The organism is Micromonospora sp. WMMD714 (assembly GCF_029581315.1).
GTDB classification, from domain to species: Bacteria; Actinomycetota; Actinomycetes; order Mycobacteriales; family Micromonosporaceae; genus Micromonospora; species Micromonospora rifamycinica.
On the sequence record NZ_CP120744.1, the window covers coordinates 1,123,348 to 1,148,212 of the forward strand.

Here is a 24,865-nt window from a genome sequence, read left to right on the forward strand (position 1 = left end):
TTCCGACAGACCGGGAGCAATCACGTCAGCAGACCCGGGATCGCCAGCGACGCCCCTCGTCGGTGGGCTTCCAGTCGGCGGAGTCGCGGGTGTCGGCGGTCAGGCCGGACGCCGGGGCGGCGGCCAGCACGGCGAGGAGGAGCAGAAGCAGGAGGAACTCCATGGCGGCGCTCACTTTCTGATCATCTGAGTGGTTTTCGCCGCCGGTGCGCACCGGACTGACTCCAGTTTCCGCCGTCCACGGGCACCGGAACAGTGGCAGAAATGCCATACCCCCTCGATTTTCTGCCAGCACTGCGGTTACCCTCGTCACATGATCCGATCGGTAGCCGTCATCGCGTTGGACCGGGTGGCCGTCTTCGAGCTCGGCGTACTCACCGAGGTGTTCGGCACCGACCGCACCGAGGACGGCTTCCCCGGCTACCGGTTCACCGTCTGCACCGCCGACGGCGGCCCGGTCCGTACCGCGTCCGGCTTCGGCCTCACCCCGCAGGCGGACCTCGCCCCCGTCGACGAGGCCGACCTGGTCGCCGTCCCCGCCTACACCCGGGGCGGCGAGATCCCCGAGGCGGTGCTGGCCGCGCTGCGCCGGGCCGCCGACCGGGGGGCCTACGTGTTCAGCGTCTGTTCCGCGGCCTTCGTGCTCGGCGCGGCCGGCCTGCTCGACGGCCGGGAGTGCACCACCCACTGGAAGTACGCCGACGAGCTGCAACGCCGGCACCCGTCGGCGCGGGTCCGCTGCAACAGCCTCTACGTGGCCGACGGACCGGTGTTGACCAGCGCCGGCACCGCCGCCGGCATCGACGCCTGCCTGCACCTTGTCCGGCAGGAGCACGGCTCGGGCACCGCCACCCGGCTGGCCCGCCGGATGGTCGTCCCCCCGCACCGCGACGGCGGCCAGTCCCAGTACGTCGAGGCGCCGATCCCGGCCACCCCCGACGCCCCCACCCTCGAACCGGTGCTGAGCTGGCTGGTGGGGCACCTGGACCGGCCGACCACGGTGGACGAGCTGGCCGCCCGTGCCGGGATGTCCCCGCGCACCTTCGCCCGCCGGTTCCGGGCCGAGACCGGCACCACCCCGCACGACTGGCTGACCAACCAGCGGGTGCTGCTGGCCCGTCGGCTGCTGGAGGAGACCCACCTCAGCGTGGAGAGCGTGGCCGACCACTCGGGCTTCCCCGACGCCGCCGCCCTGCGCCACCACTTCGCCCGCCGGGTGGGCACCACCCCGCAGGGCTACCGCACCACCTTCCGCGACCGCGTCCCCGCCGGCTGACCCCCCGCGCCGCGCCCCCGGTCGGAGGTCAGTAGCCCACCGCCGCGCCGTCGACCCGGGGCTCCGTGCCGACCACCCAGCCGCCGGCCGGAGCCCGCCGCAGCGCCTGCCCGTACCCGAAGACCGACGGCTCGGCCGCGACGGTCACCTGGTGGCCCCGGGCGCGCAACCCCGCGACCAGGCCGGGCACGGCCGCCAGGGCCGGCTCGACCAGCAGCGTCCGGCCAGCGTGCCAGTACCAACGGGGGGCGTCGAGGGCGGCCTGCGGGTCGAGGCCGCCGTCGACGGTCCCGGCGACCCACTGGAGGTGGCCCTGCGGCTGCATGTGCCCGCCCATCACCCCGAACGGGCCGACCGGGGCGCCGTCGCGGGTCAGGAAGCCCGGGATGATCGTGTGGAACGGCCGCTTGGCCGGTCCGACCACGTTGGGGTGACCCGGATCGAGCCGGAACCCGGTACCCCGGTTCTGCAGGGCGAAGCCGTACCCGGGCAGCACCACCCGGGAGCCGAACCCCAGGTAGGTGGACTGGATCAGGCTGACCATCAGGCCGTCGGCGTCGGCCGTGCACAGATAAACGGTGCCGCCCCGTTCCGGGTCGCCCGCCACCGGGTCACCGGCCCGGTCGGTGAGCAGCGTCCGCCGGGCCGCCAGGTAGCCCGGGTCGAGCAGGCCGGCCGTCGGTACGTCGATGCGCTCCGGGTCGGCCACGTGCGCGTGCGCGTCGGCGAAGCCGAGCTTGACCGCCTCCACCTGCCGGTGCACCCGCTCCACCGGGTCGCCGGGCGGGTCGAGGCCGTCCAGGATGCCCAGCGCCGACAGCGCGGCGAGCCCCTGCCCCGGCGGCGGCAGCTCCCACACCTCGTGGTCCCGGTAGCGGACGCTGACCGGGTCGACCCAGGTCGAGGTGTGGGCCGCCAGGTCGGCGGCGGTGAGGAAGCCACCGGTACGGGCGGCGTGCCGGTCCAGTGCTTCGGCGATGGTGCCCCGGTAGAAGTCGTCCGCGCCGGTCCGGGCGATCAGCCGCAGCGTGCGGGCCGCCGCCGGGTTGCGCCAGTGCTCACCGGGGCGCGGCGCCCGGCCCGCCACCGTGAAGACCCGGTCGAACTCGGCGTACTCGACGTCGGTCGGCACAGGCTGGGCCACGGCCCGCGCCCAGGTGGCGGCGGTGCCGGCGGAGACCGGGTGGCCGTCGTCGGCGTACCCGACCGCGTCGGTGAACAGGTCGGCGAAGGGCAGCACACCGAACCGGTCGTGCAGGTCCCGCCAGCCCGCCGGGGCACCGGGCACGGTCACCGGCAGCCAGCCCCGGGCGGGCATCGCCGGCCCGGCCGCCTGCGCGCCGCCGAGCGCGTCCACCGCCGCCACCGGCACCCCGGCGGTGGCGGTCAGCACCAGCTCCCTGGTCAGCGCGGCCGGTGACCGCCCGGCGGCGGCGAGGCCGTGCAGCCGGTCGCCGTCCCAGACGATGGCGAACAGGTCACCGCCGATGTCGTTGGACGGGGGTTGCACCACGGTCAACGTGATCGCGGTGGCCAGCGCCGCGTCGACGGCGTTGCCGCCGCGCCGCAGCACGGCCAGGCCCGCGGCCGCCGCGAGCGGGTGGCTGGTCGAGACGGCACCGTGCGGGGCGAACAGGGTACGCCGGGGGTACGTCACCCGCCATGTCTACCGCACCGGGCCGGCCGACCACCCGCACCGGCCGATCTCTCGCGCCGGCCGGGAACGCCGCCGGGGAGCAGTCGACGGGGATCAGTCGACGGGCAGCAGCCGACCGTCGCGGCGACCCACCCGGCGGCCACCCGGCAGGGCGGTCGGCCCCTGGCCACGCCAGGCGGTGACCAGCGCGTCCAGCGCGTCGACGTGCCGGTGGGACAGCGCACCGGGGGCGGCTCCCAACTCCCGCGCCCAGGCGTGCAGCACCCGGCCACGTACCGCGCCCGGCAGCCCGGCCAGCGCCGCGACCGACAGCCCGCCCCCCGCCCGCACCCCGGACCCGACCGGCGCGGAACCGTCGCGCACCGGACCGCCCCGCGCGGAGCCGTCCAGCGCGGAACCGTCCAGCGCGGAACCGCCCCACGCGGAACCGTCCAGCGCGGAACCGTCCAGCGCGGAACCGTCCAGCGCGGAACCGTCCAGCGCGGAGCCGTCGAACGTAGACCCGTCCGGCGCGGAAGCGTCGGACGCGGACCCGTCGGATCCGGCCCGGGGGGTGGCGAGGGCGGCGGCGGCCAGGTCGTCCAGCGCGGCGGTGTCGGCGGCCAGCAGCCGGGCCGTCCGGGCCAGGTTGTCCCGCACCCCCACGCCGAGGGCGGCGACCAGCGCCGGCAGCGCGTCGGCGCGGACCCGGGCCCGGGCGTACGACGGATCGGTGTTGTGCGGATCCTGCCAGGGGACCAGGCCCAGCGCCGCACACGCGTCACGGGTCTGCTCGCGGGTGACGTCGAGCAGTGGACGCAGCAGCGGCACCCCGGCCATCTCCCGCCGGGTGGGCATCCCGGCCAACCCGCGCGGGCCGGCGCCCCGGGCGAGCGCCAGCAGCACCGTCTCGGCCTGGTCGTCGCGGGTGTGCCCGAGCAGGACGGCGACGGCCCGGTGTCGTCGGGCGGCGTCCGTCAACGCCTGGTAGCGGGCCTGCCGGGCCGCCGCCTCGGGGCCACCGGGACGTCCGGCCACCGTCACCGGCACCGCCTCGACCGGATCGAACCCGACCTGCCCGGCCCACTCGGCGACCGCGGCGGCCCGCTCGACCGACCCGGCCTGCAACCCGTGGTCGACGGTTACCAGTCCGGCCGACCGGCCCAGGCGGGCCGTCACGAAGGCGGTGGCCACGGCGAGAGCCAACGAATCAGCCCCGCCTGAGCAGGCCACCAGGACCGGTCCGTCGGCGGGCAGCCCGGCCAGCGCGCGGCGTACCGCGACCCGGACGGCGGCCACCGACGGGGCGGGCGCCGCCCCGGGCCGCCCCCCGGCCACCTCCGGGAGAGCGGGGGTACGCCGGCCGCCCACCGCTCAGCCGGCGGTCGGGGTGGCGCCGGTCGGCCCGTGCACCCGGGCCACCCAGGCGGCCGGGTCACCCAGCTCGTCCAGCCGGGGCAGGGTCAGCGGCGAACCGAAGATCTTGTTGAAGCCGGCCATCCCGACCTGCTCGACCACGCCGTGCACGAACTTGCGGCCCTCGGCGTACTGGCGCATCTTGACGTCCACACCGAGCAGCCGGCGGATCGCCTTCTCCAGCGGATTGCCCGCCGCACGACGTCGGTCGAACCCCGCCCGGATCCGCTCCACGCTGGGGATCACCTGCGGGCCGACGCCGTCCATCACGAACTCGGCGTGCCCCTCCAGCAGGGTCATCAGCGCGGTGAGCCGGTCCAGCACGGCCCGCTGCGCCGGGGTCTGCACGATGTCCAGCACGCTGGTACGGCTGTCCGGGTCCTTCACCGCGTCGGAGAGCGTGGACACCCCCCGGCGCAGTCGTTCGGCCAGGTGCTCGGTGCCCTGTGAGGCGTCCACGAACGCCTGCACCTCGCCGAGGAAGTACGCCCGCATCCACGGTACGGCGGTGAACTGGGTGCGGTGGGTGACCTCGTGCAGGCAGACCCAGAGCCGGAAGTCCCGCGGGTCGGCCCCCAGCTTCCGTTCCACCTCGACGATGTTCGGCGCGACCAGCAGCAGTTGCCCGGGGTCGGCCGAGAAGACCTCGTACTGGCCGAGCACCCGGCCGGACAGGTACGCCAGCACGGTGCCGGCCTGCACCCCGGTGAGCCGGGAGCCGACCGCCTCGGTGAGCACGCCGGGCGGCTTGTCCCCGGAGAGCCGGCTGACCAGCGGGGTGATCACCTCACGCAGGCCGGCGATGTTGGTGGCCGCCCAGTCCCGCCGGTCCACCACCCGCACCGGCGGATGATCCACCTGGGGGCGCAGCCCCGTGTAGTCGGCGACGTGCCCGGCCGCCTCGTCGGTGAGCCGGCGTAGTTCGCCGACCACCTCGGTGGCCTCCGCGTACGACACGCGGGGGCCCGACTTGCTCAGCGCCCCAGCGGTGGCGGCGGCCAGATCCCAGTCCACGAACTGCGCCATGGCACCCACCGTACCCGCGCCGCGACACCCCGGCCGGTCGCGCGGGGTGGGGCACCTCGTGCCCGGCCGCCCGGCGGCAGCCCGGCAGCGGCACTCGCCGCCGGTCAGGTCAGCGGCAGCCGCAGCCGGCCAGGGCGCCGGCGATCCGGTCCAGCGCCGCCCGGGTGACCTCCGGGTCGCCCGCCGGGGCCTGGTCGGTGAGCACGGCGAAGGTGAGCAGCCGGCCGTCGCGGGTGGTCACCAGGCCGGCGATGGCGTGCACCCCGGTCAGTGTGCCGGTCTTGGCCCGGACCACGCCGGCCCCCGCGGCGGTGGCCGTCGACTCGTACCGGGTACCGAGGGTGCCCGACCAGGCGGCCACCGGGAGGCCGCCGAAGATCGCCGTGAGTTCCGGATGGGTGCCGTTACCGGCCGTCGCGATCAGGTCGGTGAGCAGCGAGGGGCTGATCCGGTTGCTGCGGGACAGCCCACTGCCGTCGGCGAGGCTGATCTCGTCGGCCGGCAGACCCAGCTCGCCGATCACCTCGTCCATCGCCGCCGCCCCGCCGCCGAAGGAGGCCTGCTGGTTGCGGGCCAGGGCGACCTGCCGGGCCAGGGCCTCGGCGATCACGTTGTCGCTGTCGCTGATCATGAGATCGACCAGCCGGACCATCGGCAGCGATTCGACTCTGCCCAGCTCGGTGCCGGGCGCGGGCGCACCGGTCTCTCCCGCCCCACCGGCCGCCGGGGCGGTGCCCCGGACCACCCTGCTCTGCGGCAGGCCGAGCAGCCGGGCGAACGAGCGGCCGGCGGCCAGGTCCGGTTCGGCGTACCGCTCGGCCGCGCCGTGGGAGTCGGCGAAGGTCTTCCGCGCCCGCACCGGATCCCGGCGCGCACCGTCGGTCATCAGCGCGGTGATCGACGCGCCGAAGCCGCCGGTCGGGATGTCCGCGTCCCAGCCCGGGCCGTGGACCGGGCCGGGGAAGAGCGTGGAGTCGACCACCACCCTGGTCGGGGCGGTCCCGCCGAGGGCCTGCTTGACCTGCGCGGCGAGGGTGTCGAGCCGGGCCGCGCCGGGGTAGAAGCCGTTCTTGTCGACGGCCAGCGTCGGGTCGCCGCCGCCGACCAGCACCACCTCGCCCGGGTTCGCCCCGGCGAGCACCCGGGTCGCGATCCGGTAGCCGGGACCGCGTGCCTTCAGCACCGTCACCCCGGTCGCGAGCTTGGTGACCGACGCGGGGACGGTCGCGTCGTCGCCCCCCTTGGCGTACAGCGACTCACCGGTGACCACGTCGGCCACCGACAGGTTGACCCGGCTGCCCAGGGCGGGGGCGTCGGTGAGCGGCTCCACCGCGGCGCGTACCCCGGCGGCGGTCGGCTGCGGCGCGGCGGCGTCCGGGCCGGCGAGCACCGGGGCGGGGGCGGGCTCGGGGGGCGGGGCGGCGGCCGACGGGGTGCCGGCCTCCGCTCCCAGCCAGCCGGCGACCGGACCCGGGCGGAGGACCACCGCTGCCCCGGCGAGGCCGACCAGCAGCACGACGACCAGCAGCACCGGCAGCCACCGCCGACGTCGGCGCGGCGGCGCGGCGGGCGGGGGCGCGGCGGGCGGGGGCGCGGCGGGCGGGGGCGGGCCACCGCCGTTCGGCGGCGCGGCGACCGGGGCGGACCCGACGGCCGCCCGACCGGCGGTGGCCACGGACGGCGGTCGCCAGGCCGGCGGCGGCCCGGAGGCCGGACCGACGAGCGGCGGCCCCGAGGCCGGAGCGGCGGACGGCGACACGGGAGCCGAGTCGGGGCGACGGGGAACGCTCGCGTCGGGCACCGAGACCCGGCCGGTGGCCCCGCCGGTCACGGACCGGCCCGATCCCCGCCCGTCAACCCCCTCCGGGCGGTAGTGTGAATCTTCCCTCCCCACGACCCCCTCCTCCCGCCGCCGAACTCGCCTGGGTGACACTACTTCGGTCCGAAGACTATGCGGCGTCCGGAGCCGGCGGGTGGCCATTCATCCGCTCGGGGGCGTCAGTGGTTCCGTTCAGCCAGCGTGGGCAGACGAGGGAGCGTGGGAGATGGATTTCGACGTCACGGTTGAGATCCCGAAGGGTCACCGCAACAAGTACGAGGTGGACCACGCGACCGGCCGGATCCGGCTGGACCGCACCCTGTTCACGTCGACCCAGTACCCGGCCGACTACGGCTTCATCGAGGGCACCCTCGGCGAGGACGGCGACCCGCTGGACGCCCTGGTGCTGGTCCCCGAGCCCACCTTCCCGGGCTGCCTGATCCGCTGCCGCACCATCGGCATGTTCCGGATGACCGACGAGAAGGGCGGCGACGACAAGGTCCTCTGCGTGCCCTACGAGGACCCCCGCCAGGAGCACCTGCGCGACATCCACCACCTGGGCGAGTTCGACCGGCTGGAGATCCAGCACTTCTTCGAGGTCTACAAGGACCTCGAACCGGGCAAGTCGGTCGAGGGCGCGACCTGGGTCGGCCGGGTCGAGGCCGAGGCCGAGGTTCGGGCGTCCTACCAGCGCGCCCGCGACGCCGAGGCGCAGGGCGGCACCGGACACTGAACCACCCGTTCCACCGAGCGGCCCGGACCCGTCGGTCCGGGCCGCTCGACCATTCCGCCCCCCTGACCGGCCGGGCGCGGTGGCCGCCACCTGACCAACCGGGCGCGGCGGCCGCCCACCTGACCGGCCGGGCGGGGGCGGTCAGCCCAGCAGGCCCCGGGCGGCGTCGTAGAGGTCCAGCACCGCGCAGGCCACCGGCACCACCGAGACCACCAGCGCGGTGTCGGTCAGGTCGGCCAACCGACCGAGGTACGGCGAGACCGGCCGCCGGGCGTACGACGTGCCGGCCGCGACGGCGACCAGCGCGAGCAGCAGTCCGCCCCCGCTCAACGCCAGCAGCCCCGCCGCCCCGGCCCGGCCGGCGAGCACCGCGCCGAGCACCGCGAACCCGGCCAGCCCGGCCGTCACCGGGGGCACCCGGTGCCGGACGGCCACGAACAGCCGGGAACGTAGCACCAGCACCGCCGAGCCGACCGCCACCAGCACCGGCCCGGCGACCCCGCCGCTCGCGGCGAGCACCAGCACCGCGGCGACGACCAGCACGGCGTGCCCGATCAGCATCCCGGTCAGCATCTCCTCGCTGCGGGCCACCGCCGCGTGCACCCGCTCCCGGTCCGGTAGGTCCCGTACCCCGTCCGGGCCGCCCGTCGGGCCGGCGGGCAGGGTGATCGGGGGCAGCGGCACCCTGCCCAGCCGGATCGCCAGCAGCGGCACCGCCCCGAGGGCGAAGACCAGCACGCAGAGCAGGACGGCGGCGGTGCCGGCCGGGGCGAGCAGCAGCCCGGTCAGGCCGGCGAGCGCGCCCACCGCGCCGGCTGTCGCGCCGGCCACGAAGACCCGGAGCCGGGTGGCGACGCCGAACAGCCCCAGCACGGCCGCCAGGAGCAGCCCCACCGCACCGGCGAGGAGTTCGGGCGCACCGAGCCAGGGCAGCGGCCGGAACACCCCGACCGGGTCGCCGGAGCTGACCGCGAGGGCGGCCGCCACCGCGGCGTACGGCAGGGCGTAGCCGCCGAGGGTGGCCCCGGTCGGGCCGTCGCCGTACGCCCGGGAGGCGATCGTGCCGGCGAGGGTGAGCAGCAGCGCGACCGTGCCTCCGGCGGCCCAGCCGGCGGTCTCCCCCGGCCCGGCCAGCAGCACGGCGAGCAGTCCCACGGCGAGCGGCACCCCGGCGCCGGCCAGCGCGGCGGCCCGGGTGGCCGGCGGCGACCAGGCGGCGCCCCGCCGACGGGCGCCCTCGGCGATGGCCTCGACCACGTCGTCGTACTCCAGCTCGGGCCACTGTTCCCGGGCGGGCACCAGGTGCAGCACCTCGCCGTCGCGCACCCCCTGCGGCAGCAGTGGCTGGGCGGTCACCAGCACCGCGCCGTCGGTACGCCGCAGCACCCAGCCGCCGTGCCGCTCGCCGTCGTCGGCCAGCCCCTCCCCGGCGTGCCGCAGCACCTCGGGCAGCAGCTCGGCCAGCGGGACCTGCTCCGGCAGGGCCACGTCGAGGCGTCGTCCCGGGGCGCTGATGGTGACCCTGGCCAGCCCGATGGTCATCGACTGGACTCCATATCGATAGGAGGTGGCGGCTGACGGACGACGCGCACTTTACCTACGATGAGCCAGGTTCGGGTTACCGAGCGCCACAGGGAGGTGGATTTGTCCACTGTCGTCATCAGGCGGCCACCACGTCGACCCGCCCCGGAGATCCCGGTCGGCGAGTTGCCCGTGGAGGGTCCGCCGGAGATCCCGGTGGTCACCGGCGGGCGTTGGCAGCAGGCGCTGATGGTGCTGCCGATGCTGGGCGGCACGGTGGCGATGGCGATGATGTTCGGCCGGGGCGGCGGCGCCTACTCGTACGTGGTCGGCGGGATGTTCGGGCTCTCCTCGGTGGCGATGCTGATGACCTCCTGGGGCAGCGCCTCGGGCACGCCGAAGAAGTCGGAGATGATGGCCGCCCGCCGGGAGTACCTGCGGCACCTGGCCGCGCTGCGGCGACGGGTCCGGCAGACCGCCCGGCAGCAGCGGGCCGGGCTGTACTACCGGCATCCCGACCCGGGGCGGCTCTGGTCGACGGTGGACAGTCACCGGGTCTGGGAACGTCGCCCCGGCGACCCGGACTTCGGCGTGGTCCGGGTCGCCGTCGGGCCGCAGACGCTGGCCACCCCGCTGGTCCCACCGGTCACCCGCCCCCTGGAGGAGCTGGAGCCGATGACCGCCGGGGCGCTGCGGCGCTTCCTCGACGCGTACTCGGTGGTGCCGGACCTGCCGGTGGCGCTCTCGCTGCGCAGCTTCGCCCGGGTCTTCGTCCGGGGTGGGCCGTCGGGCGGCACCGGCGGGACGGCGCAGAGCGGCGGCACCGGATCGCCCGACGCGCAGGCGCTGGCCCGCGCCATGGTCACCCAGCTCGCCGTCTTCCACGCCCCCGACGAGCTGCTCGTCGCCGTCTGCGCCGGCCCGGAACGGCGTCGGCACTGGGAGTGGGTGAAGTGGCTGCCGCACGCCCACCATCCGAGCAGGGTCGACGCGCTCGGCCCGGTCCGGCTGGTCACCAGCTCCGCGGTCGAGCTGGAACGGCTCCTCGACGAGGTGCTCGCCAGCCGCTCCCGGTTCAGCCCGGCCGGGCCGGCCACCGACGGCCCGCACGTGGTGGTGCTCCTCGACGGCGGTGACCTGACCGACGCCACCGAGCTGACCGGCGACGGCGGCATCGACGCGGTGACCGTGCTCGACCTGGACACCCCGGCACCGCGCCTGTTGGACCGCTTCGCCCTGCTGCTGGAGGTCCGCGCCGGCCGGCTGCACTCCTGGTCGGCCGAGGGGCACGCCGAGGTGGGCACCGCCGACCGGCTGGCCGTCGCCGACGCCGAGGCGGTCGCCCGGCGGCTCGCCCCGTTGCGGCTCGCCGCCGCGGCCCGGGGCACCGAGGCCGCCCCGGGGGCCGAACCCGGCCTGCCCGAGCTGCTGGGGCTGGGCGACCCGGAGGGGTTCACCGCCGACCAGGGCTGGCTGCCCCGCTCGCCCCGGGACCGGCTGCGGGTGCCGATCGGCGTCGGCGCGGACGGCGGCACGGTCGAGCTGGACCTCAAGGAGTCGGCGCAGGACGGGATGGGCCCGCACGGGCTGCTGATCGGGGCGACCGGGTCCGGCAAGTCGGAGCTGCTGCGCACCCTGGTCCTGGCGTTGGCCGCCACGCACAGCTCGGAGCAGCTCAACTTCGTCCTGGTCGACTTCAAGGGCGGGGCCACCTTCGCCTCCTTCGACCGGCTGCCGCACACCGCCGCGGTGATCACCAACCTGGTCGACGCGCTGCCGCTGGTCGACCGGATGGTGGACGCCATCAACGGCGAGCTGATGCGCCGCCAGGAGCTGCTGCGCCGGGCCGGCAACTTCGCCGGCCTGCGGGACTACGAACGGGCCCGGACGGCCGGTGCCCCGCTCGCCCCGCTGCCGTCGCTGCTGCTGGTCTGCGACGAGTTCTCCGAGTTGCTGTCGGCCAAGCCCGACTTCATCGACCTGTTCGTGCAGATCGGCCGGCTGGGCCGGTCCCTCGGCGTGCACCTGCTGCTGGCCAGCCAGCGGCTGGAGGAGGGGCGGCTGCGCGGGCTGGACACCCACCTGTCGTACCGGATCGGGTTGCGCACCTTCTCGGCGCTGGAGTCCCGCACGGTGCTCGGGGTGCCGGACGCCCACGAGCTGCCGCGCTCCCCCGGGCACGGTTACCTGCGCGCCGGCACCGACCCGCTGGTCCGGTTCCGGGCCGCGTACGTCTCCGGCCCGGTCCGCCGCCGGGGTGCGACGGCCACCGGTGGGGCGGGCGGCGCGGCCCGGCTGCTCGCCTTCTCCACCCATCTCGTGCCGGTGCCGGAACCGGCCGTCGCGGTGCCCCCGCCGGCCGGCGAGGAGGAGACCGAGAGCCTGCTCGACGCGCTGGTCGGCCGGCTGGCGGGGCAGGGACCGCCGGCCCACCAGGTGTGGCTGCCGCCGTTGGAGCACGCGCCCACCCTGGACGAGCTGCTCGGCCCACCCGTCGTCGACCCGCAGCGTGGCCTGGGCTTCGCCAATCCGGAGCTGCACGGTGGTCTCCAGGTGCCGGTGGCGGTCGTCGACAAGCCGTACGAGCAGCGCCGCGACCTGCTGTGGTTGGCGCTCGGCGGCGCGGCCGGGCACGTGGCCGTGGTCGGCGCTCCGCAGAGCGGCAAGTCGCAGGCGTTGCGGACGCTGGTCTGCGCGCTCGCGCTCACCCACACCCCGGCCGAGGCGCAGGTCTACTGCCTGGACTTCGGCGGCGGCGGGTTGACCGCGCTGCGGGAGCTGCCGCACGTGGGCGGGGTCGCCGGCCGGGCCGACCCGACGGTGGTCCGGCGGACCGTGGGCGAGATCGCCACCCTGCTCGCCGAGCGGGAACGCCGCTTCACCGAGCTGGGGGTGGAGTCGACGGCCGCCTGGCGTGAGCGGCGTCGGGCGCTCGCCGCCGCCGGTCAGCCCACCGACGACCCGTTCGGTGACGTGTTCCTCGTCGTGGACGGCTGGGCCACCCTGCGCGGCGAGTACGACGACCTGGAACCCCTGATCACCGACCTGGCCACCCGGGGCCTGTCGTACGGGGTGCACGTGGTGGCGAGCGCGGTGCGTTGGCTGGACTTCCGGCCCGGCATCCGGGACCTGTTCGGTTCGCGGCTGGAGCTGCGCCTGGGTGACCCGTCCGACTCGGTGGTGAAGCGGGCGGCGGCGGCCGGCGTACCGGAGCAGCCGGGGCGGGGGATCACCGCGCAGAGCCTGCACTTCCTCACCGCCCTGCCACAGCTCGCCGGCGGGGATCCGGCGGAGTTGGTGAAGGCGGTCGGGGCTGCCTGGTCGGGGCCGGTCGCGCCCCGGGTCCGGTTGCTCCCGCCGGTGCTGCCCTACGCCGAGCTGGACCGCACCGCCGGCACCGGCCTGGCGTTCCCGGTCGGGATCGCCGAGGCGGACCTGCGACCGGTGCTGCTCGACTTCGCCACCGAGCCGCACTTCGTGGTCTTCGGCGACGCCGAGTGCGGCAAGTCGTCGTTCCTGCGGGCGCTGGCCACCTCGATCGTCGAGCGGTTCACCCCGGAGCAGGCCCGGGTGATCCTGGTCGACTACCGGCGCAGCCTGCTCGGCACCGTCGAGACCGACCACCTGATCGGGTACGGCACGGCGGCCGCGCACACCACCGAGCTGATCGAGTCGGTCGCCGGCTACATGCGGGACCGGCTGCCCGGGTCGGGGGTCACCCCGGCGCAGTTGCGGGACCGCTCCTGGTGGTCCGGCCCGGAGCTGTTCATCCTGGTCGACGACTACGACCTGGTGGCCAGTGGTCCGGCGAACCCGCTGCACGGGCTGGAGGAACACCTACCCCAGGCGCGCGACGTCGGCCTGCACCTGGTGCTGGCCCGCCGCTGCGGTGGCGCCGGCCGGTCCCAGTACGAGCCGATCGTGCAGCGGTTGCGGGAGCTGTCCACCGCCGGTCTGGTGATGAGCGGCAGCCCGGACGAGGGGCCGTTGGTCGGCGCGGTGCGGCCGGGACCGTTGCCGGCGGGGCGTGGTCGGCTGGTCACCCGGCGCGAGGGCGTACGCCTCGTGCAGCTGGCACATCTGCCGCCGCCGTGATCCGGGTGTGTCGGAACGTGCCGTCTCGGCAGGGGGAACCGGTAATCTCCGAGCAGCAGGTGTCCCGCGCGATGAATGGCTGACGATGTGACAAGGGTTCGGCAGGGCTCTCCGACCGCGCTGCACCGGTTCGCCGGGCGGGCGCTGCTCGGTGTCGCGGCGACCACCGTCAGCGTGCTCGGCGCGGCCCCGGCTGTCGTGGCGGCCCCGCCGTCGGTCGTCCCGGGGCACCGGCCGTCGGTCGCCGGGACGCCGGCCCGACCGGCCGTGCTCGCCGGCCAGCCGGCCACGGTGGTCGTGCCGCGCGCCGCCGGTCCGCTGGCCGAGCCCGACTTCGCCCCGGTGGAGGCCCGCGCCGACCGGGTCCGCGACGACCAGTTCCAGCTAGACACGTTGAACGCGGCGACCGCGTGGCGTACCTCGACCGGCCGCGGCGTCACGGTGGCGGTGATCGACTCCGGGGTGGACGGTGGCCATCCCGACCTGGTCGGCCAGGTGCTGCCGGGGATGGACCTGGTCTCCCCCGGCGGCACGGACGAGCCGGACCCGGTGGGGCACGGCACCACGGTGGCCAGTCTGATCGCCGGGCGCGGCGACGACCGGCGGGGCGTGGTCGGGCTCGCCCCGGACGCCCGGATCCTGCCGGTCCGGGTGCTCGACGACGAGAACCGCTACGACGACGCGATGATCGTCGCCCGGGGGGTGCGCTGGGCGGTGGACAACGGCGCCCGCGTGATCAACCTGTCGCTGGGCGGCAGCGGTGACAGTCCGGCCCTGGCGGCCGCGCTGGACTACGCGTTCGCCCGGGACGTGGTGGTGGTCGCCTGCACCGGCAACGTCGCCACGTCCACCACGTCGAAGGTCTGGTACCCGGCGCGGGAGCCCGGGGTGATCGCGGTGGCCGGCCTGGAACGCGACAGCGAGAACCTCTGGTCCGGTTCGATCACCGGCCACCCGACGACGCTGACCGCCCCGGCGACCGGCCTGGTCGGGGCCCGCCCGCCGAGCAACTACTGGGGGGTGCAGGGCACCAGCTTCGCCGCGCCGCTGGTCGCGGCGACCGCCGCCCTGGTCCGCTCCCGCTACCCCGACATGTCCGCCGGTGACGTGGTCAACCGGCTGCTGGGCACCGCGAAGGACATCGGTCCCCCCGGCCGGGACGACCGCTTCGGGTACGGCATGGTCGACCCGGTCGCCGCGCTCACCGCCGACCTGCCCCTGATCCACCGCAACCCGTTGGACGACAACGACTCCCCCGGGGTGGCCGGGTTCGGCCCGGCCCCCGGTTCCGTCGCGGACACCCGGGCCGGCGGCACCGGCAGCGACCCGCTCGGCTTCACCGCGCCCCGGCAGCACACCCGGTGGACGGCCCAGCCGGCCGGCGGTGCGGACGACGCCGCCCCGCGCCGGTTGTGGACCGGGGTCGCCGTGACGGTCGCCCTGGTCATCGGGGTGGCGTTGATGGTCCGCCGGTTCCGGCTGTGGGGTCGTTGAAGCGGGCCTGATTTCGCGTACGGGTGGGTAGAGCAGACCGCATGAGTTCCCCCGGTCCGCGTTCCTCGGTGTCCCCGTCGGGTCGGTCCTGGCGGGACCGTCGCCTGGACCGGGACGGTTCGCTCGGGCTGCGGTTGACCCTGGCGGCGGTGGCGGCGTTCCTGGTGCTGGTGCCCTTCGCATTGCTGGCGGTGCTGGTGGTCGGGTCGTGGACCCCGCTGCACGAGCTGGACGCGGCGGTCACCGCGGCCCTGCACCGGTTCGCCGCCGACCATCCGGGCTGGGTACGGGTGATGAAGGCGTGGACGCACGTCTTCTCACCGGGTCCGCTGCGGGTCGCCGCGCTGGCCGTGGTGGTGTGGGTGTGGCGTCGCGGCTCGCGGCGGCTGGCGCTCTGGGTGGTCACCACGATGGCCGTCGGCGGGGCGCTCGGCGCGCTGTTGAAACTGCTGGTCGGGCGGGACCGGCCGGAGCTGCTCGACCCGGTGGCCCGGGCCGCCGGGTTCTCGTTCCCTTCCGGGCACGCGCTGAACGCGACCCTCGCGGCGGGGGTGCTGCTGCTGGTGTTCCTGCCGTTCGCCCGGGGCCGCCCGGGGGGCCGGCTGCTGCTCTGGACGGTCGCCGTGCTGCTCGTCGGGGTGACCGGGCTGAGCCGGGTGGCGCTGGGCGTGCACTGGGCCAGCGACGTGCTCGGCGGCTGGCTGCTGGGCGGCGCGGTGGTGGCGGCCACCGCGGCGGCGTTCCGGACCTGGCGGGAGCAGGCCGGGTTGCCCGCTGGCCGCACCGCCGTCGACGGGGTCGCGCCGGAACTGGTCGACCCGCGCGCGTAGCCTGCCGCCGTCCGGGGTACTGGGCGGCCCATGTCCACCATCGTCGCGCAGGTCGCCAAGCGGGTCCTCCTTCCGGTGTCCCTGCTGCTCTCCGCCATGGTCCTGCTGGGGCTGCTGGTGACCCGGGTGCTCCCGGACGTCTGGCCGTTCACCGTGGAGGACGCGGTCAACCGGGAGCTGGCCGCCGACCGCACCAGCGGGTGGAACGACGTCTCGCTGGTGTTCAGCACGCTGGCCAGCACCCAGTTGATCGTCACGGTCACCGTGCTGGTGGCGCTGGTGCTGCGGCTGGTGCTGCACCGCTGGCGGGAGCCGCTGTTCCTGTGCGCGGCGGTGACCGCCCAGGCGCTGGTCTTCCTGCTCACCACGATGGCCATCGACCGGCGTCGGCCCGCCGTGGAGCACATGGACGTCTCCCCGCCGACGTCGAGCTTCCCGTCCGGCCACACCTCGGCGGCGGTCGCCCTCTATGTCGGCATCGCCCTGCTGCTGGCCCTGCGGGCGAAGAGCACCGCCGGGAAGGTCACCTGGTGGACGCTGTTGGTGCTGGTCCCGCTCGGGGTGGCGCTGACCCGGATGTACCGGGGCATGCACCACCCGAGCGACGTGGTGGCGTCCTTCGTCAACGGCGGCACCTGTGTGGCGATCATGGCGCGGGCGGTGCTCGACCGCTCCCTGACCTGGGGCCGGGCCAAGCTGCCGGGCCTCACCCCGGCGGGCGGGGACACCCCGCCCGCCCCCGCCCCGGCCGCCGGCTGAGCCCGGCTCCCGCGCCCGGTCGGCTCGTCGGCGGGGCTCAGGTGCAGTCGCCGGTGCCCACCCCGCGGGTACGCTCCGCGCCGGCCAGCGCCACCGGTCGGGCCTCCTCGGCGGTCACCGCGAACCCGGTGTTCGGGTCGTCCGCCGCCGCCGCGAAGATCACCCCGAGCACCAGGCCGTTGGAGGAGACCAGCGGGCCACCGGAGTTCCCGCTGCGGACCAGCGCCCGGATCGTGTAGATCTCTCGGTTCACCTTGCTGGCGTTGTAGATGTCCGGGCCCTCGATCCGGTCCACGTCCCGGATCCGGGCCGGGCGGGCGTCGTACGGGCCGTCGAGGGGGAAGCCCAGCACGATCGCGTCCGCGCCGCTGCCGGCCTGTCCCGCGGCGAAGCGCAGGGACGGGCCGGGCAGCCCCGGCACGTACAGCACGGCCAGGTCGCGGTCCGGGTCGTAGACGACCACCTCGCCGTCGTACCGTTCGCCGCGCAGCTCGACCGCGACCGAGCGGGTGCCGGCCACCACGTGCGCGTTGGTCATCACCCGGTCGTCGGCGTAGACGAAGCCGGAGCCCTCGATCCGGCGCGAGCAGCTCGGCGCGGAACCCAGCACCTTGACCACCGCCCGCTGGCTGTTCGCCACCACCTGGGAGCCGGCCAGCGCCGGGTCCGGTGGGGCGACCTGGCGCGCCGAGGTACGGCCCAGGCCGTTGAAGACGTCGGGGAACCCGTTGGTGTCGACGGTGTCCCGCAGCGCGGTGGACAGCTCCTGTGCCTGGTCCGGCAGGACCCGGTCGACCACTGTCAGCAGGGCGCTGTTCTTGACCGAGGCGGCCAGCCAGGGCAGCGACGAGGAGCCCAGCGGGACGGCGACCAGCCAGGCCACCAGCATCACCGCGAGGATCGAGACGAACGCGCCCCCGATGTCGTCGGCCCGCTTGGCGGTGTCGTTGGTGATCGTGCGGCGCAGGTGGGAGCCGAGCCAGCCGGCGAGCGCCTGACCGAGGACGGCGAGCCCGAAGACGGCGACCAGGGAGACCAGCACCCTCGTCCCGCTGTCGATGAACTGGCGGGCCAGCATCGGCCCGAGCTGGAGGCCGATGAGCGCGCCCAGGAAGAACCCGGAGAACGACAACGCCCCGATGACGAAGCCCTGACGGTATCCGCTGATCGCGAACACGAGCATGAGCAGGAGCAGAACGAGATCCACGGCCGACACCGGTCAAGGGTACGTGCACCGGACACCGGTACGGCGCCGCGGCTGCGGAACGTGACGGTCAGGTCCGGGGACCGGCCAGTTCGTCGGCCTCCTCGGTGCCGGCCGAGGGGGCCGGGGTGGCCCCGGTCGGCGGCAGCTCGACCACCCGCGACCAGGGCCACGGGCGGGCCCAGCCGCCCATCTCCAGCAGGGCGTCCAGCACCCCGGCGGTGAACCCCCAGACCAGCATGCCGCGGACGGAGAAGGCCGGCCCGATCCAGCCGCTGGCGTGCCGGACCCGCATCCGGTTGGCCGGGTCGACCAGCTCGGCGACGGGCAGCCGGGCGACGTGCGCGACCTCGGCCGGTTCCCGGGGGTGCACCGGGTGCGGGCTGTGCCACCAGGCCAGCACCGGGGTGACCACGAAGGAGCTGACCGGGATCCACAGCCTGGGCAGCTCGGCGAGGACGGTCACGCTGGCCGGGTCGAGGTCGACCTCCTCGTTCGCCTCGCGCAGCGCGGTGGCCCGCGCGTCGGCGTCCCCCGGGTCGGCCGCGCCGCCGGGGAAGGCCGGTTGGCCGGCGTGGTTGCGCAGCGTGGCGGCCCGCTGGAGGACCAGCACGTCGGGGCCGGAGCCGGGCTGTTCACCGAGCAGCACCAGCACCGCGCTCTCCCGGCCACCCTCCTCGGGGGTGGTCAGCCGGGTGAAGTCCTCGGCCCGCGCGGTGCCGAGCCGGTCCACCAGCGGGTCGAGCCAGGACGGCGGACGGGGATTCATCGCCCCGGCTCCGGGCGGGCGACGGGAGCCGACGCCGCGCGCTCAAGGTTGGCGACCGACACCGCAGGCCGGAAACCGGGAGCCGACGCCGTGGGCCGGAGACCGGGGGCCACCCGGGGGTGGGAGGTCACGCGGGCACCGCCAGGCCGAGGTGGCGGCGGACCAGGTCGGCGAGGCGGGCGTCGTCGAGTGCGCCGGAGGTGTCGGTGTGCCGGACCCGCCCCTGCGCGTCGACCAGCAGGGTCAACGGGACAGCCGAGCGGCGCAGCTCGCGTTGCAGGGCCTCGCCCTGGTCGAAGAGCACCGGGAAGCGGATGCCGAAGTCCTCGCCGATGGCCTGCGCGCCGTCCCGACTGTCCCGGCTGTTCACCCCGATCACCTGGAGCTGGCCGGCGGCACGGACGCTGAGCCGCTGGAACGCGGGCAGCTCCTTGCGGCAGGGTGGGCACCAGGAGGCCCACACGTTGATCACGGCCGGGCCGCGGATGTCGCGCAACGCCACCGGGGAACCGCCGGTGAAGCAGGAGAGCACCAGTTCGGGCAGGCGGCTGCCGCCGTCGGCCGGGTCCGGGCTGCCGGGCGTACCCCCGCCGTCACCGGCCCCGGCGGACCCGGACGCAAGGGGCGTGGCCGGCGGGGCGGTGAGGGTGGCGCAGTCGGCGAACGGCGACGGGCGGGTGGGCCGCCCCCGCTCGGGGCCGGCGGCGGCGTCCTGCGGGCCGGTGGTGGCGGTGCAGCCGGCGAGGACCAGCAGCACCGGTACGGCCAGCGCGGCGAGCCGACGCCTCACGGTGCCTCCGCGACGGTGGCCTGGGCGGGCACCAGCTCCGGGTCGACCCCGGCGGCGACCGCCAGCTCCCGGGCGCGGGGACCTTTGAGCAGCTTGGCGGCGGCGGCCGGCTCGGTCGGCCCGAGCCCGTACGACGGGCAGAGCCGGGTCAGGGTGCACGCCCCGCAGGCGGGCTTGCGGGCGTGGCAGACCCGCCGGCCGTGGAAGATGATCCGGTGCGAGAGCATGGTCCACTCCCGCTTCGGGAACATCGCCCCGATCTCGTGTTCGATCTTGACCGGATCGGTCTGGACGGTCAGCCCCCAGCGCTGCACCAGCCGCTGGAAGTGGGTGTCGACGGTGATCCCCGGCACGTCGAAGGCGTTGCCCAGGATGACGTTGGCCGTCTTGCGGCCGATCCCGGGCAGCGTCACCAGGTCGGCCAGCCGGCCGGGAACCCGGCCGTCGTAAAGCTCGGTCAGGGCCTGACCCAGCTTGATCAGCGAGTCGGTCTTGTTGCGGTAGAAACCGGTCGGCCGGATCAGCTCCTCCAGCTCGGCCCGGTCCGCCCCGGCGTAGTCGGCCGCCGTCGGGTAGCGGGCGAACAGCTTGGGGGTGACCTCGTTGACCTTCTTGTCGGTGCACTGGGCGGAGAGGATCGTGGCGACGGCCAGCTCCAACGCGGTGGAGTGGTCGAGTTCGCAGTGGGCGTCCGGGTGCGCCTCGGTCAACGCCCGACCGATCCGCCGGGCACGCCGGGTACGGCCGAGGTCCGTCTCGCCCCGGCCGGGAGAGCTGATGGTCACGCCGGCCAGCCTACGTCGCCGCCCCGACGCGCCGCCGGGCCACGCCGCCCGGTCAGCCGGCGTCGGGCGGGCTGATCTTCCCCTTGCCGTCGAACCGCGCCCCGGTACGCGGGAAGTCGTTGCCGCTGAGCTGCTTGACCAGGCCGAGCCCCTGGTCGGCGGAGTCCAGCCCCGGCTTGCCCACCGAACTCATCCGGGTGGAGGTGAAGGAACCGCCGGCAAAGCTGCCGTCCGGCTTGAGGGAGACCTTCAGCACCCCGCCCCAGCCGAGCCGGCCGGTCGGGTTGAGCGAGCGGGCGCCCCCGGCGAAGTTCCCCAGGCTGTACGCGATCAGCCGGCCCTGGTAGAACTCCATCCCACGCAGCACGTGCGGGCCGTGCCCGACGATCAGGTCGGCCCCCGCGTCGATCATGGCGTGGGAGAACTTCACCGGGTCGCCCCGGTTCTCGCCGAGGAACATCTCGGTGCCGGGGCGGACCCGGGTCTTGTCCGACCCCTCGCCACCCATGTGCACCTGCACCACCACCAGGTCGGCCATGGTGGCGGCCTTCTCGACGACCCCCTTGGCGGCGTCGATGTCGACCAGGCTGTTGGACCAGGGGTACGACGAGAAGCCGGCCACCGCGACCTTCACCCCGCCGACCTCGACCACGGTGATCTGGTCCGGCGCTCCGGTGTGCTTCAGACCGTGCTTCTCCAGCGCCTGCTGGGTGTTCTCGTAGCCCTGCGGGCCGAAGTCGTAGCCGTGGTTGTTGGCCTGGTTGAGCAGCTGGAACCCGGCGTCCTTGAGGTGCCCGGCGTACTCCGGCGGGACGCGGAACTGGTAGCAGTTGCTGGCGTTCGCGCCACACTTGCCGGTGCCGGTGTCGGTGGTGAGCGGCTCCTCCAGGTTGCCCATCACCAGGTCGGCCTTGAGCGCGCCCTTCACCTCGTCGAAGAAGCCCTTGCCGCCGTTGGCGGGCAGCCGGGACGGTGCCATCCCCATCACGATGTCCCCGGTGGCCGACAGGGTGACCGCCTCGTCCTTGCCGGTCGGCCCGGTGGTCGGCACCGGGGAGCCGCTGGCACCACCGCCGCCGCCCGGTCGCCAGACCGGGTCCGGGGTGTCGTGCTGGGCGCAGCCGGCGAGGAGCACGGCGAGCAGCGCACCGGAGGCGAGCACGGCGCGGCGGCGGGGACGGGGCTGGGGGAAGGCGGCAGAGTACATCGCCCGCGACGCTACCGGGCGGGTAATCGACCGACGACGGCCGATCGGACGGAAGTTCAGCACGTCCGCCGCTGCGACCACGGGACGCAGGGCACCGACCCGCCGGCCAGGACGGCCGCGTGGACCGCGCGGGCGAGCGGGGCCCCCCAGGCGGACCGGGGACCGCCGTAGGGCTGGGCCGGCCCGGTGGCCGGGCAGAGCACGGTCACCGAGTCGGTGGGGGTGCCGGTGCCCGGCAGGCCCAGTTCCCGGATCGCCTGGCACTTCGCCTCGGTCGCGGTGGCGACGGCGTTCACCAGGGCGGCGTCCCCGAGCGCCGCCGGCACGTAGACGACGACGTTGACCGTCCCGACCCGCGCGACCGGGGCGGTGGGCTGGGTCGGGGTGTCGAGCGCCCGGTCCGGGGCGGTGGGCTGGGTCGGGGTGTCGGGCGGCTGCGCCGGGGCGGCGGCCCAGAGGGGGGTGCCGAGGCCGACGGTGGCCCAGGCCCGTACCCCGGTGTCCGCGCGGGCGGCCACCTCGGCGACGTCCACGCCGGTGAGCAGGCCGACCCCCGGTCCGTCGAGGCCGAGCCGGTCGGCGAGCGCGGTCAGGTGGGCCGCCGGGTCGTCCCGGTGGTACGACATCGGCACCGTCGCGTTGACCACCCAGTGCCGGACGCCCACACCGCCGCCGAGCGGGCCGGAGCTGACCGCCCGCAGCGGCGGGTGCGCCCGCCAGACGAGGAGCGGGATGTCCTGTCCGTCCTCGGGGCGGTGGGTCAGCACCGGGTCGCTCAGCACCCGGACACCCTACGACCAGCGGCGCCGACTACCGGTGACCAGGTGGTTCGGGCGGACGATGGTAATGGCCGATCGGGTCGCCGAGGTTACGCCCAACGATCAAGTTTCCAGGGGTGCAGCTCTGATTCGTCCTCACATGCGCCTAGACTTGGCGGCGCGCGAGGGATCAGCGGACGGCGGACCCGGCCGAGGGACGGCAACGCGCAACCGGAGGTGCGCGATGGATGAGGTACTGGCTCGCAGCGGGATCTTCCAGGGTGTCGACCCGGAGGCTGCCGAGGCGCTCGCCAAGGAGATGGAGACGATCGACGTCCGCAAGGGCGAGATCGTCTTCAACGAGGGCGAGCCCGGCGACAGTCTCTACATCCTCCTGTCAGGCAAGATCAAGGTCGGGCGACGGGCGGCCGACGGCCGGCAGAACCTGATCGCCGTGATGGGTCCGTCGGACATGGTCGGCGAGCTGTCGCTCTTCGACCCCGGTCCGCGTACGGCCACCGCCACCGCGGTCACCGACACCCGGCTGGTACGGCTGCGCAAGCAGGCCCTGCGCCCGTGGCTCAACAACCGGCCCGAGATCGCCGAGCAACTGCTCCGGGTGCTGGCCCGTAGGCTGCGCCGGACGAACGACTCGCTGGCCGACCTGATCTTCACCGACGTGCCGGGCCGGGTCGCCAAGAACCTGCTCCAGATGGCCGGCCGGTTCGGCACCCGCGACGGTGGCGTGCTGCGGGTGACCCACGACCTGACCCAGGAGGAGATCGCCCAGCTCGTCGGCGCCTCCCGTGAGACGGTCAACAAGGCGCTCGCCGACTTCGCCTCCCGTGGCTGGCTGCGACTGGACGGCAAGAGCATCATCATCCTCGACCCGGAGCGTCTCGCCCGCCGCGCCCGGGTCTGACCCGACACCCGCGTACGCACCGGCCCGGGCCTGACCGGGCACCCAGGTGAACACCGGCCCGAGGCCGCCGCGACCGGCGGTCCCGGGCCGGTGCGCGTACCGGCCGGGTGCCGTGGTCCGGTGTCTGCCCGGCGCAGAATGTCTCGACAACGCGCTGCCGCCGGGTGACCGTGGACGGATGCTGGAACGGGTCGCGGTGCTCTCCGACGTCCACGGTGCGTTGCCCGCGCTGGAGGCGGTGCTGGCCGAGCCGGAGGTGGCCACGGCCGACCTGATCGTGGTGACCGGTGACGTGGCGGCCGGCCCGCAGCCGGTCGAGGTGCTGGACGTGCTGGTCGGGTTGGGTGACCGGGTCCGCTGGGTACGTGGCAACGCCGACCGGGAGCTGGTCCAGGCCCGCGCCGGCCGACCGTCGGAGCACGACGTGTCGAACTGGGCGGCGGACCAGCTCCGCGCCGACCAGGTGGCCCTGCTGGCCGGACTGCCGCTGACGCTCACCCTTCCCGTCGTCGGCCTCGGCCCGGTGCTCTTCTGCCATGCCACGCCCCGGGACGACGCGGAGGTGGTGCTGGTCGACTCCCGGCCGGCCCGCTGGGCGGAGGTGTTCGCCGGCCTGCCGGCGCAGGTGCGCACCGTGGTCTGCGGGCACACCCACATGCCGTTCACCCGGCTGGTCGACCGCCGCCGGGTGGTCAATCCGGGCAGCGTGGGCATGCCGTACGGCGGGCCGGGGGCGTACTGGGCGTTGCTCGGCCCGGGGGTGCAGCTGCGCCGGACGACGTTCGACGTCGACGCGGCGTGCGCCCGGGTCGCCACCGGGTCGGCCTATCCGGAGGCCGCCGCCTGGGCCGACGAGTACCTGCGCTCCCGGCACGGTGACCTCGACGCGCTGACCGCCTTCGCCCCCCGCGACGGCCGCTGACCGGCGACCGGACGGGCCGGCGGCCGGCGGCCGGCAAACCGGAGGGGCCGGCGGGCCGGATCCCCGGGCAGAGCACCGGGCCGGGCACCGGCAGACCGCCGGGACGGGACACCGGGCAGAAAAAGTCAGGCTTGACTGTTTGTTTCGGCGGCGGCACGCTGTCCCGGTGGCCCCCGCATCGACCCGCGTCCCCCAGCAGGAGCGCAGCCGCGCCACCCGCGCCCGGCTGTTGGAGGCGACGGTCGACTGCCTGGTGCGCTACGGCTGGTCGGGCACCACCACCACGGTGATCGCCACCCACGCCGGGGTCTCCCGTGGCGCCCAGCTGCACCACTACCCGACCAAGGCGGCGCTGGTGACCGCCGCCGTCGCCCACCTCGCCGAGCGACGGGCCGAGGAGCTGCGCGTCGAGGCCGAGGCGTTGCCGGTCGGGCCGCAGCGACTCGACCGCGTCGTCGACCTGCTCGGCGTCGCCTTCACCGGGCCGCTCTTCGTAGCCGCGCTGGAGCTGTGGGTGGCCGCCCGGACCGACCCGGAGCTGCGCGACGCGCTGGTGCCGCTGGAGGCCCGGGTGGGGCGGGAGATGCACCGGCTCACCGTCGCGCTGCTCGACGTGGACGAGCGTCGACCCGGGGTCCGGGAGGCGGTGCAGGCCACCCTCGACCTGCTCCGCGGGCTCGGCGTGGCCAATCTGCTCAACGACGACTCGGCCCGCCGCACCGCCCTGCTACACACCTGGAAGCGCCAGCTCGCCACCCTGCTCACCCCGGAAGCTGCTGACCGGCGATCCGGAAACCCCCGGCCACCGGACCCGTCCGCTTCCGCCCGCCACGCCGACCCGACCCGCACCGGCCCGACCGGCCACGCCGACCCGAACAACCACGCTGGCCCAACCGGCCGCAC

20 protein-coding genes and 1 pseudogene are annotated in these 24,865 nt (G+C 75.4%); 9 read left to right on the forward strand and 12 right to left on the reverse strand.

Annotated elements, in window-relative coordinates; genetic code table 11:
• Positions 1-25 precede the first annotated feature (25 nt).
• Positions 26-175 carry a hypothetical protein gene (locus tag O7625_RS05110; RefSeq protein WP_157517444.1) on the reverse strand — a complete coding sequence of 50 codons (150 nt, stop codon included), beginning with the start codon at positions 173-175 and terminating at the stop codon, positions 26-28.
• Positions 176-313: 138 nt separating this feature from the next.
• Here O7625_RS05110 and O7625_RS05115 point away from each other — a divergent pair, with 138 nt between their 5' ends.
• Entirely contained in the window at positions 314-1,276 is a 963-nt protein-coding gene (locus tag O7625_RS05115; RefSeq protein WP_282344665.1) for a helix-turn-helix domain-containing protein, read from the forward strand.
• A 28-nt stretch (positions 1,277-1,304) separates the two neighbouring features.
• Here the strand turns inward: O7625_RS05115 and O7625_RS05120 are convergent, their stop codons facing one another.
• The 4 genes from O7625_RS05120 to dacB all read right to left on the reverse strand — a co-directional run bounded on the left by O7625_RS05120 (position 1,305) and on the right by dacB (position 6,885).
• Positions 1,305-2,933, reverse strand: a complete 1,629-nt coding sequence (locus tag O7625_RS05120; RefSeq protein WP_282344667.1) for a gamma-glutamyltransferase family protein — start codon at positions 2,931-2,933, stop codon at positions 1,305-1,307.
• Positions 2,934-3,026: 93 nt separating this feature from the next.
• Positions 3,027-4,250 (reverse strand): tRNA lysidine(34) synthetase TilS, encoded by a 1,224-nt coding sequence (gene tilS, locus O7625_RS05125; RefSeq protein ID WP_282344669.1) that lies wholly within the window; start codon positions 4,248-4,250, stop codon positions 3,027-3,029.
• Positions 4,251-4,286: 36 nt separating this feature from the next.
• On the reverse strand, positions 4,287-5,354 hold the full coding sequence (locus O7625_RS05130; protein WP_282344671.1) for a zinc-dependent metalloprotease: 1,068 nt from the start codon (positions 5,352-5,354) through the stop codon (positions 4,287-4,289).
• 109 nt (positions 5,355-5,463) lie between these two features.
• A complete protein-coding gene (gene dacB, locus O7625_RS05135) occupies positions 5,464-6,885 on the reverse strand; it encodes a D-alanyl-D-alanine carboxypeptidase/D-alanyl-D-alanine-endopeptidase (RefSeq protein ID WP_282346812.1) in 1,422 nt (473 codons plus the stop codon).
• 514 nt (positions 6,886-7,399) lie between these two features.
• Here dacB and O7625_RS05140 point away from each other — a divergent pair.
• Positions 7,400-7,906 (forward strand): inorganic diphosphatase, encoded by a 507-nt coding sequence (locus O7625_RS05140; RefSeq protein ID WP_067306541.1) that lies wholly within the window; start codon positions 7,400-7,402, stop codon positions 7,904-7,906.
• 141 nt (positions 7,907-8,047) lie between these two features.
• Here O7625_RS05140 and eccD read toward each other — a convergent pair whose 3' ends face one another.
• Entirely contained in the window at positions 8,048-9,448 is a 1,401-nt protein-coding gene (gene eccD / locus O7625_RS05145; protein ID WP_282344673.1) for a type VII secretion integral membrane protein EccD, read from the reverse strand.
• 102 nt (positions 9,449-9,550) lie between these two features.
• Between eccD and eccCa the strand changes: the two genes are divergently transcribed.
• The 4 genes from eccCa to O7625_RS05165 all read left to right on the forward strand — a co-directional run bounded on the left by eccCa (position 9,551) and on the right by O7625_RS05165 (position 16,605).
• Positions 9,551-13,522 carry a type VII secretion protein EccCa gene (eccCa, locus tag O7625_RS05150; RefSeq protein WP_282344674.1) on the forward strand — a complete coding sequence of 1,324 codons (3,972 nt, stop codon included), beginning with the start codon at positions 9,551-9,553 and terminating at the stop codon, positions 13,520-13,522.
• Between the two features lie 75 nt (positions 13,523-13,597).
• On the forward strand, positions 13,598-15,016 hold the full coding sequence (gene mycP, locus O7625_RS05155; RefSeq protein ID WP_282344676.1) for a type VII secretion-associated serine protease mycosin: 1,419 nt from the start codon (positions 13,598-13,600) through the stop codon (positions 15,014-15,016).
• Between the two features lie 41 nt (positions 15,017-15,057).
• On the forward strand, positions 15,058-15,846 hold the full coding sequence (locus tag O7625_RS05160) for a phosphatase PAP2 family protein (protein WP_282344677.1): 789 nt from the start codon (positions 15,058-15,060) through the stop codon (positions 15,844-15,846).
• 30 nt (positions 15,847-15,876) lie between these two features.
• Entirely contained in the window at positions 15,877-16,605 is a 729-nt protein-coding gene (locus O7625_RS05165; protein WP_282344679.1) for a phosphatase PAP2 family protein, read from the forward strand.
• Positions 16,606-16,642: 37 nt separating this feature from the next.
• Here the strand turns inward: O7625_RS05165 and O7625_RS05170 are convergent, their stop codons facing one another.
• From O7625_RS05170 to O7625_RS05195, 6 genes are all read right to left on the reverse strand, one after another.
• On the reverse strand, positions 16,643-17,821 hold the full coding sequence (locus O7625_RS05170; protein ID WP_067306561.1) for a MarP family serine protease: 1,179 nt from the start codon (positions 17,819-17,821) through the stop codon (positions 16,643-16,645).
• A 58-nt stretch (positions 17,822-17,879) separates the two neighbouring features.
• On the reverse strand, positions 17,880-18,578 hold the full coding sequence (locus O7625_RS05175) for a CoA pyrophosphatase (protein WP_282344682.1): 699 nt from the start codon (positions 18,576-18,578) through the stop codon (positions 17,880-17,882).
• 127 nt (positions 18,579-18,705) lie between these two features.
• Positions 18,706-19,368 carry a TlpA disulfide reductase family protein gene (locus O7625_RS05180; protein ID WP_282344684.1) on the reverse strand — a complete coding sequence of 221 codons (663 nt, stop codon included), beginning with the start codon at positions 19,366-19,368 and terminating at the stop codon, positions 18,706-18,708.
• Complete coding sequence (gene nth / locus O7625_RS05185) at positions 19,365-20,153, reverse strand: endonuclease III (RefSeq protein WP_282344685.1); 789 nt, start codon at positions 20,151-20,153, stop codon at positions 19,365-19,367. The genes O7625_RS05180 and nth overlap by 4 nt, the downstream gene beginning before the upstream one ends.
• 52 nt (positions 20,154-20,205) lie before the next feature.
• Positions 20,206-21,360: a CapA family protein gene (locus O7625_RS05190; RefSeq protein ID WP_282344687.1), complete on the reverse strand. Its 1,155-nt coding sequence runs from the start codon at positions 21,358-21,360 to the stop codon at positions 20,206-20,208.
• A gap of 56 nt (positions 21,361-21,416) precedes the next feature.
• A complete protein-coding gene (locus O7625_RS05195; RefSeq protein WP_282344689.1) occupies positions 21,417-22,142 on the reverse strand; it encodes an adenosylcobinamide amidohydrolase in 726 nt (241 codons plus the stop codon).
• A gap of 220 nt (positions 22,143-22,362) precedes the next feature.
• Here O7625_RS05195 and O7625_RS05200 point away from each other — a divergent pair, with 220 nt between their 5' ends.
• The 3 genes and pseudogenes from O7625_RS05200 to O7625_RS05210 form a co-directional block, all read left to right on the forward strand.
• Complete coding sequence (locus O7625_RS05200; protein ID WP_067306583.1) at positions 22,363-23,040, forward strand: Crp/Fnr family transcriptional regulator; 678 nt, start codon at positions 22,363-22,365, stop codon at positions 23,038-23,040.
• Positions 23,041-23,218: 178 nt separating this feature from the next.
• Positions 23,219-23,962 carry a metallophosphoesterase family protein gene (locus O7625_RS05205; RefSeq protein WP_282344692.1) on the forward strand — a complete coding sequence of 248 codons (744 nt, stop codon included), beginning with the start codon at positions 23,219-23,221 and terminating at the stop codon, positions 23,960-23,962.
• A 166-nt stretch (positions 23,963-24,128) separates the two neighbouring features.
• Positions 24,129-24,692, forward strand: a pseudogene (locus O7625_RS05210) (TetR/AcrR family transcriptional regulator); the annotation flags it as partial.
• Between the last annotated feature and the right edge of the window lie 173 nt (positions 24,693-24,865).